Below are 7,377 nucleotides of genomic sequence, written 5' to 3' on the forward strand. Positions count from 1 at the left end.
TAATAAGAAGCACCGGGCATGGATGCCCACAAATCCCACAAAACAACGCATAAAAACACGATAAAACGGAGATGCTACCGTGCAGTATCAACGCCTATTTTTAACAATTTTTCTATATATTATCAGTATGAATTTCGCTATCGCAGGTGTCGTTATCGGCGGAACTCGCGTTATTTACATGAGTGACAAAAAAGAAGCATCTATTTCTATAAATAACCCAGAAAAAGATGCCCCTTACCTGATTCAGTCTTGGATTCAAGATGAAAATGATAATATGAAGACCCCTTTTATCGTTACTCCTCCCATCTTTAAACTCGCAGCAGGCCATGAAAATATTCTGCGTATTGTCAAAACAGAAAGTAACCTGCCTCAGGATCGGGAATCACTTTTTTGGTTAAATGTAAAGTCTATTCCCACTTCGGTGAAATCAGATCAGAATCAATTACAAATAACAGTTAAGTCAAAGTTTAAACTGTTTTACCGTCCTGCGAATTTGGCAGAAAAGTCAAGTACCGCCTACAAAGAGCTCAAATTCCGTACGGAAAACAACTCATTAATCGCAGAAAATCCTACTCCTTATTTCATTTCATTCTCTCACCTTAAAGCAGATCAACATGAAATAAAACCTGCTGGCATGATTAAACCCTTTAGTCAACTAAGCTGGCCTCTGCCGGCAAAGAATATAAAGCAGGTAAATTGGAAAGCAATTAATGATTTTGGCGGCGTTACTGCCGAGGAAAAAACAACCATTTAATAAAACCGTTACTTTACTCTATACCAGAAAGTTAATTATGGGAAAATGCTCACAGCATAAGATTAATAAGCAACCCTATGATATTGAACATTCATGGCTCTTATTATTGCCATTTATAGCTACTGGCATACTTTTTTACCCCGCTAAAACTTATTCTGAAGATTATTTTAACATTCATGCACTGGAAATAGGTACTGATTCTGGCTCGCCTGAAGATATTGATCTCTCTATTTTCACCCAAGATGACTATCCGCCCGGTATTTACTGGGTAGATATTTACCTTAATAGAGATAAAATAGATACCAGAAACGTAACTTTTGTCACGATAAATAATAAATTGCAGCCCAAGCTGACAATCCAGCAATTGCAGAATATGGGAGTAAAAGTTGATAACTTTCCAGAGCTGATCAGTTTACAACCAGAAACAGAGTTGTCTGATTTAAGTCAATATATACCATCAGCAAATGCTCTCTTCAATTTTAGTCAACAAAGGCTGGATATCAGTATTCCACAAGCAATGTTAAACAATCAGGCAAGAGGTTATGTTTCGCCCGAATTATGGCAGCAAGGATTAACTTCATTACTGATTAACTATAATTATAGCGGTTCAAATACCTGGCAAGATAATCCATCTGGCTCTACGCAAACCCATTATCTGAATCTTCGAACAGGCGCTAATTGGCAAGCATGGCGTCTACGCAATTATTCTACCTATACTAGTCGTGATAAGAGTTGGAAGCATATTAACACCTATTTACAACGGGATATTCACGCACTAAAAGGGCAATTAACGCTAGGTGATAGTTTTACCCCTTCCTATATTTTTGAGGGTGTCCAATTCCGCGGTTTACAGCTCGCTTCTGATGATAATATGTTGCCAGACAGCTTACAAGGTTTCGCCCCTAGTGTCCGAGGAATTGCTCAAAGTAATGCTCAAGTTACAATCAAGCAAAACGGCTATATTATTTATCAAACTTATGTTTCACCGGGTCCATTTGTCATTAATGACCTTTTCCCAACTACAACAAGTGGAGATTTGGAAGTTATTATCAAGGAAGCAGATGGTCAGGAATATCGATCTACTCAGTCCTTTTCAACTATACCGATTATGTTGCGGGAAGGAGGATTGCAATATTCAATAACACTGGGCCAATATCAATCATCAAATAATCATAGGAGAGAACCTAATTTTGCTCAAGGCGCATTAATCTATGGTTTTTCTAATAATATCACTACCTATGGCGGTACGATTTTTTCAAAAGATTATCGATCCATTGCTTTAGGATCAGGTTATAACCTTGGTATATTAGGTTCTCTCTCTTTTGATATCACTCATGCTAACACCGATTTACCATCCAATATCAGTACCAAAGGGCAATCCTACCGTTTTCAATATGCAAAAGATCTTTCATTAACCGGAACTAATTTTACTCTGGCAGGTTATCACTATTCGACACGTGGTTTTTACGATTTTAAAGAGGCCAATGACATAGATGATTCTAATAAAAGTGACTGGCGTTACCGCACCAATAAAAGAAGTAAATTACAATTACATATTAATCAATCTTTGGGAAACTTTGGCAGTTTATATCTGTCCGCCTTTCAACAAAATTATTGGCAACAACGTGGCTATGAACGTAATATCAATGCAGGTTATAGCACCAATTACAATAATATTAATTACAGTCTAAATTATACCTATAGCCAACTTCCAGATACGGATAAAAATGAGCAGCTTTTTTCATTCAGCATACAGATTCCATTAGATCGTTGGCTAAAGAATAGCTGGACCAGTTACAATTTTAATACCAATAAAAACAAAGATATTTCCCACCAAATCGGTTTAAGTGGCACAGCGTTGGAAGACAATAATTTAATCTATAGTTTACAACAAAGTTACACGAATCACGGTACTGGCGCTGGCGGCCATATTCATGCGGAATATAAAGGCGCTTATGGTCAATTTAATACCGGTTATAGCTATGATCGCCATTCTCACCAACTGAATTATGGTCTTCAAGGAGGTATTGTTGCTCATCCATACGGCATTACGCTTTCACAACATTTGGGAGATACATTAGCATTAGTCCGGGCTGATGGCGCTCAAGGAATAAAGATCCAAAATAATGCTGGTATCGCCACCGATTGGAATGGTTATGCGGTTATTCCTTATGTCAGTAGTTACCGGAAAAATCGGATTGCCTTGGATACTCATTCGTTAGCAGATAATGTCGATATTGACGTTAATGCTCAAACCGTTATTCCTACTCGGGGGGCATTAGTCCTGGCGGATTTTAAAACCCGAATAGGCCACAGAGCTCTCATCAATCTCTATTATCAAGAAAATCCTATTCCTTTTGGCGCGGTTGTTACGTTAGAAAAACGCCATGATATCGATGAAGTAAATAGCGCTATTGTTGGTCACGAAGGGCAAGTTTACCTCACTGGTTTACCCGATAATGGACGATTATTCGTTAAATGGGGTTATAAAGATATTCAGGAATGCATCGTTAATTACAAACTACCAGAAAAAAGTCCTTTATCCGGTATTTATATAATAGAAGCACACTGTAAATAATTCCCACAGGAAAACGCTATGTTTAATATTTACAATAAATTTAAATATTTTCTCATTATCACCAACTTATTAATTGGTTTGATAGCCAGTCCTTATAGTTTCGCTGCTAACTGCCAGTTCGAGAAAGGATTTAAACCAGAAATCACTCATCTCTCTTTTGGAACCCTATATGTCCCAAGGGATCACCCTATTGGCACAACCATTTATGAATATCGTGCAGATGAATTAGACAATAAAAGTAATATCTTCTATTGCGATACAAAAATTACTACATCATGGGGATATACATCCTACAAAAGCGTGGAATACAACAAGGATGCTATTTACGAATCCGGTGTTCCCGGTGTTGGTATCAGAATAAATACTTGGGGTCCCGGCTACGGTATCGACTGGTTACCCCGTATTGCTAATAACCCCGTAAGCTGCGACAATTCTAGTCGTTGGTATTGCGGTAAAACATGGGGTTATTTGACAATTCAACTAATAAAAATAGCACCAACAACCGGTTCTGGTTTTGTCAGAAACGATCAATTAATTCAGGCACGAGTAAATAATCACGTTGTTCATACTTATCGTTTGGGAAATACCCGAATTATTACTAAAAGTTGCTCACTGAGAAATAATAATATTAATGTTCCTATGGGCGATATCAAAAAAAGTGATTTTTATGGCATTAATAGCACCGCAGGAGGGAAAGATTTTGAGGTTATTTTAGATTGTGATGATGATGTCCAGATACAATTAATGCTTGATGGAAAAAAAGCAAAAAATAATTTATATCATGTATGGGCGATTGATCAAAATGATAATCGCACAACTGCTTCCGGTGTGGGTATGCAAATTCTTTACAACAACCAACCTGTTATTATCCATTCACAAATAAATATTGGTAACAGCTATACAGGTGGGAAGTTATCTATCCCTTTACACGCCCGCTATTTTCAGACCGATCACAATATTACCCCCGGCCAAGCAAATGTAACCGCAACAATGACATTAACTTATCAGTAATACGTTTATCTGCATCAGTTATATACCCGTTATCTTTCAAGCTGCCTCTTTGTTGGTTGCACTCACTCACCCCGGTCACATAGTTCTCTATGCTCCCGGGGATTCGCTCCCTTGCCGTCGCGATGCAACTCGAAATCTATTAGGTATAGAAAGTTTATTTCTTGGCTGATGCGCTGTTATTTCATTATTTTTATCTGAAAAATATTTGAAAAAAACTCAGTAGATTACTCCCACTAATTAACATGTTATGTGTTAGTAATAATAGCATCAATTGCTGATAAAATTTCTCCCCGTGAAATGACAACATTACATATAAAATCTTTTCTCTTTATTTTATTGGCATCAAGGAATGTAATAGCCGGAGTAAATACGTAATATTTATCACCATTGATATCGACTACCGGCGTAATACGTTTATGAGTTAGCTTCATTTCTCCTGTTGAAGTCAGTGGAACAATTAATTTTGTTGAAAAGTTACAATAAACATCAAAAGCTCCCAAAAAACTCATCATCCGTAATTATCCCTGCACGCTCCAAAAATGCGTTGATTGCCTGCATATCTTGTTTATCTTCTTTCTGACCGTACTTTTTAGCTTCTACAGCCTGTGCCAAAAGCCCATCCAACATAGACGATAAGTTCATATTTAAGCTACGAGCCGCATCCACCAGATCATCAGTGACGTATACATTAGTATTTTTCTTGGTTCCAGCCCGTGTAGCAATTGTAGATCTCATAGGGTGTAATCTAATGAACTTCTTTCTCCAATAGAGCAAATTTATCTTATACAATTCGTTTATCGTTCATACCTACTTACCAAAATCAATAATCATTAAAATTACTCTTAACTTATCATCTTAAATACTTATATTTACAAAAATATTACTATTTTTACAAAATTATGCTTTTAAAAATGTTTATTAAGTTTAAAGTTAAATTTCTTAATATTTACTAATGGAAACAAGTATGACGTGGAAATATTCACAAAGCACTGGCGAGCTAACACATAACGGCTCTTTTATTGCAAAAGGTTATAGCGGTCACGGAGCAGGGATAAATAATCCATCCATGCAGGACGTATATTTGATAGGCCCCATTCCACAAGGCCATTACAGAATTAACGGATACAATAATCATAAAGGCCCATATACCGTAAAACTCGTTCCGATTTTAGGCACAAACACTTATGGACGGGATGCTTTTAGGATCCACGGAGATAGAAATGATGGTTCATATCATCAAGCTTCTGAGGGTTGTATCGTTATAAACGGTGCAGGACTAAGAAAAAATATTGCTTCATCCAGTGATGATATATTAGTTGTGGTACCATGAAAAAATTACTTCCAATAATAGCTTTAAACCTTTTAGCTTTTAACTCCTATGCAGCGGGATCATTTAGAACAGCTAATCCCTATTCTAACCTGACACCAAAGCAAGTTACTGAAAAAGTAAATTCAATGGGAGCAAGGAAATTCGTAATATCAACCTTGCCTAATACTGATGACAGCACATGGGATTACATCTTATCTCATATATCAAGTGGTAATTCTGAATGGTTGAACATTGTTCCTATATTATCAACTGGAGTCGATGCCGGTTCAGCAGAAGATTTAACAATAGCGGTTGCAACAGCAATACCCAAGAATGCCTCAGTTGTTTTATCGATCCTTAATGATGCTAACGTTTCAATTAGCACCGATTCTGTATGTTCACTGCCATTTTATTCAGGTACCGAAGCAGAAATAAATAAATATGTCATCGAAAGTATCAGAGCACTTTATAAATCAAAAAAAGGCGAGATTTGTTTAAAAACGCTTGTTAATACTATCGGTAAATCAAAAACATTTCAGGAACACTAATCATGGCGTTTAGACATTCCCTTTTCAAGATACAATTTTGGTGGTTAAATGAAAAAACTGGTTTTGCTTTTAATGCTGGTATCATTTAGCTCATTGGCCGTGGATCATCATGTTACGGCTAAAAATCCATATCCGAATTTAACACCAAAGCAATTGACCCTACAAATAAAACAGCAAGGTGCAAGAGCAGTAATTGCAAATATGCCAGAGGGAGACAACGGAGAATGGGATTATATAACAGATCATATTGCAAGTGGAGATATAACGTGGCTCAAAGTAGCTCCTTTACTTGCAAAGGGAAGTGATGCCCATTCATCAGAAACACTATCAACAGCGTTAGCTACTGCATTACCGAAAAACGTAAACGGAGTATTATCTATTCTTGATGATTCCAATGTTTCAATTAGCACTGACTCTGTCTGCTCACTGCCTTTTTATCGAGGAACAGAAGCAGAATTAAATCAGTATGTCGTTGATAGTATTCGTGTACTGTATAAAAGTAAAAGTGGTGAAAAATGCTTACAAAAGCTTATTTCTGCCACCGGTAATTCAAAATCGTTTTCTGAAGGAGATTAATAATGGCTATTCCTCTATATATGTATATAAAAGACGACGGTGGAGCAGATATTAAAGGTTCCGTTGATATCTATGGTAGAGAAGGCAGTATTGAGATTTTAGGTCTTCATCATAGCGTCAGTACCACCACTGATGATAATACAGGAAAATTAACTGGAACGAGGAAACACCTTCCATTTATGATTGAGAAAGAAATTGATTCGTCATCCCCATATCTTTATAAGGCATTGACTACGGGGAAAACACTAAAATCAGCAGAGCTTAAATGGTATAAAATAAACGATCATGGTCAAGAAAAGGAATATTTTAATACCTTAATGGAAAATGTGAAAATAGTGAATATTGTTCCCGTTATGCTGGATATCAAGGATACATCAAAAGAGAAATTCAATCATATGGAAATCATTGAACTTCGCTACGAAAAAATTACCTGGAAACACAATGATGGAAATATAGTCCATTCTGATAGTTGGAATGAAAGGATATATACCCGTGCTCATTGAAACTGCTTGATTTTAGCCCAAATGAGGTTCATGGTATCCGTCATGAAAATATTCATTACCGATGAACAAAAAGCCGAACTTGAACACCTCCATCACAC

General features: G+C 36.7%; 9 protein-coding genes. 7 read left to right on the forward strand and 2 right to left on the reverse strand.

The features are described 5' to 3' along the window. The first annotated feature begins 79 nt into the window (after positions 1 to 79). From OO184_RS09920 to OO184_RS09930, 3 genes are read left to right on the forward strand one after another with little or no spacing between them, the layout of a single operon-like run. Entirely contained in the window at positions 80 to 754 is a 675-nt protein-coding gene (locus tag OO184_RS09920; protein ID WP_265379040.1) for a fimbrial biogenesis chaperone, read from the forward strand. After that, positions 711 to 3,332, forward strand: a complete 2,622-nt coding sequence (locus OO184_RS09925; RefSeq protein WP_265379041.1) for a fimbria/pilus outer membrane usher protein — start codon at positions 711 to 713, stop codon at positions 3,330 to 3,332. The genes OO184_RS09920 and OO184_RS09925 overlap by 44 nt, the downstream gene beginning before the upstream one ends. Before the next feature lie 18 nt (positions 3,333 to 3,350). Beyond that, positions 3,351 to 4,343: a fimbrial protein gene (locus OO184_RS09930; protein ID WP_265379042.1), complete on the forward strand. Its 993-nt coding sequence runs from the start codon at positions 3,351 to 3,353 to the stop codon at positions 4,341 to 4,343. 245 nt (positions 4,344 to 4,588) lie between these two features. Here the strand turns inward: OO184_RS09930 and OO184_RS09935 are convergent, their stop codons facing one another. Beyond that, the gene (locus tag OO184_RS09935; RefSeq protein ID WP_265379043.1) at positions 4,589 to 4,855 is read right to left on the reverse strand and encodes a CcdB family protein; all 267 of its coding nucleotides are present in this window, start codon (positions 4,853 to 4,855) and stop codon (positions 4,589 to 4,591) included. Further along, positions 4,830 to 5,078, reverse strand: coding sequence for a type II toxin-antitoxin system CcdA family antitoxin (locus OO184_RS09940; RefSeq protein WP_265379044.1), 249 nt, complete (start codon positions 5,076 to 5,078; stop codon positions 4,830 to 4,832). The genes OO184_RS09935 and OO184_RS09940 overlap by 26 nt, the downstream gene beginning before the upstream one ends. Before the next feature lie 229 nt (positions 5,079 to 5,307). Between OO184_RS09940 and OO184_RS09945 the strand changes: the two genes are divergently transcribed. Genes OO184_RS09945 through OO184_RS09960 form a run of 4 tightly spaced genes read left to right on the forward strand, consistent with a single transcriptional unit; the run spans position 5,308 to position 7,279 of the window. Continuing rightward, entirely contained in the window at positions 5,308 to 5,673 is a 366-nt protein-coding gene (locus OO184_RS09945; RefSeq protein WP_088373042.1) for a tlde1 domain-containing protein, read from the forward strand. Further along, positions 5,670 to 6,200: a hypothetical protein gene (locus tag OO184_RS09950; RefSeq protein ID WP_265379045.1), complete on the forward strand. Its 531-nt coding sequence runs from the start codon at positions 5,670 to 5,672 to the stop codon at positions 6,198 to 6,200. Before OO184_RS09945 ends, OO184_RS09950 begins: the two co-directional genes overlap by 4 nt. A gap of 48 nt (positions 6,201 to 6,248) precedes the next feature. Then, positions 6,249 to 6,776: a hypothetical protein gene (locus OO184_RS09955; protein ID WP_265379046.1), complete on the forward strand. Its 528-nt coding sequence runs from the start codon at positions 6,249 to 6,251 to the stop codon at positions 6,774 to 6,776. Positions 6,777 to 6,778: 2 nt separating this feature from the next. Further along, positions 6,779 to 7,279 (forward strand): Hcp family type VI secretion system effector, encoded by a 501-nt coding sequence (locus OO184_RS09960; RefSeq protein ID WP_265379047.1) that lies wholly within the window; start codon positions 6,779 to 6,781, stop codon positions 7,277 to 7,279. Positions 7,280 to 7,377: the final 98 nt, after the last annotated feature.

Origin of the sequence: Photorhabdus aballayi (assembly GCF_026153155.1) — a bacterium.
GTDB classification, from domain to species: domain Bacteria; phylum Pseudomonadota; class Gammaproteobacteria; order Enterobacterales; family Enterobacteriaceae; genus Photorhabdus; species Photorhabdus luminescens.

Excerpts from the sequence above, each read along its gene's own strand:
- OO184_RS09925 (WP_265379041.1), top strand. The coding sequence starts at position 711 with ATGATTTTGGCGGCGTTACTGCCGAGGAAAAAACAACCATTTAATAAA.
- OO184_RS09930 (WP_265379042.1), top strand. The coding sequence starts at position 3,351 with ATGTTTAATATTTACAATAAATTTAAATATTTTCTCATTATCACCAAC.
- OO184_RS09935 (WP_265379043.1), bottom strand. The coding sequence starts at position 4,855 with ATGATGAGTTTTTTGGGAGCTTTTGATGTTTATTGTAACTTTTCAACA.
- OO184_RS09940 (WP_265379044.1), bottom strand. The coding sequence starts at position 5,078 with ATGAGATCTACAATTGCTACACGGGCTGGAACCAAGAAAAATACTAAT.
- OO184_RS09945 (WP_088373042.1), top strand. The coding sequence starts at position 5,308 with ATGACGTGGAAATATTCACAAAGCACTGGCGAGCTAACACATAACGGC.
- OO184_RS09950 (WP_265379045.1), top strand. The coding sequence starts at position 5,670 with ATGAAAAAATTACTTCCAATAATAGCTTTAAACCTTTTAGCTTTTAAC.
- OO184_RS09955 (WP_265379046.1), top strand. The coding sequence starts at position 6,249 with ATGAAAAAACTGGTTTTGCTTTTAATGCTGGTATCATTTAGCTCATTG.
- OO184_RS09960 (WP_265379047.1), top strand. The coding sequence starts at position 6,779 with ATGGCTATTCCTCTATATATGTATATAAAAGACGACGGTGGAGCAGAT.